Source organism: Rubneribacter badeniensis, assembly GCF_002899695.1.
Taxonomy (GTDB): domain Bacteria; phylum Actinomycetota; class Coriobacteriia; order Coriobacteriales; family Eggerthellaceae; genus Rubneribacter; species Rubneribacter badeniensis.
On sequence record NZ_PPEL01000174.1, the window covers coordinates 1 to 670 of the forward strand.

Annotated in this window: 1 protein-coding gene; it reads right to left on the minus strand. The window is 51.5% G+C overall.

Features of this window, described 5'->3' with window-relative positions; genetic code table 11:
* Positions 1–248: 248 nt before the first annotated feature.
* The coding region (locus C2L80_RS14210) for a hypothetical protein (protein WP_204600622.1) at positions 249–670 on the minus strand (422 nt) is incomplete at its 5' end.

A 670-nucleotide genomic window follows, 5' to 3' on the forward strand; every position in this document is an offset into this window, starting at 1 on the left:
TACCGGGAGGGGAGGCTGAAGGCGTTCGACGAGGGAGGGCGCAAGGTGTACGATACGATAGCCGGCCGCAGGAGGCGGCTGGGGCTGGCCGCCTAGGCCGTCCGGAAAAACGTCCGCACCCCCCATCCTTATCGAAAACAGACGAAATTCGAGGTTCGTCGCAAATTGAACACGATGCTGATAAGTTGATAATAATCAAGCCGTTGGATGGTGTAACGCGCGAAGAAATGCTTTCAAGTGATATACGTTCAGTTAAATTGATGATAAAAAAGAATCGTACGGGAAAAGCTGGCATTGCTATAGAAGCAATCTATCATCCAGATCAACATCTTTTTATATAAATCAAAAGATTTGGCTTCACATGGGGAATTTAGCAAGTAGCCCATCTCGTATACACGAGATAGATTGGCGGCATCAGACTCTTTCTGTGAAAATCGTTGCCCTGCTTCGACTCGAAAGTGCCGAGGCAGGGCTATGCCACCAGACTCCATGCCAGCGCGTAAGCGCTCTGGCATTACGCCATGCGGGGGAATGCCCCGCGCCCCGGTAACGTACAATTTTTTGCGCACTTTGACAGCAGGATAGCGTCCAGATAGGAAGGAGGGCACGGCCCGCCCCGGTATGATTCGAGTTGTCGAGACAAGAAGCATATTGGAGGAGAGCCATGCCC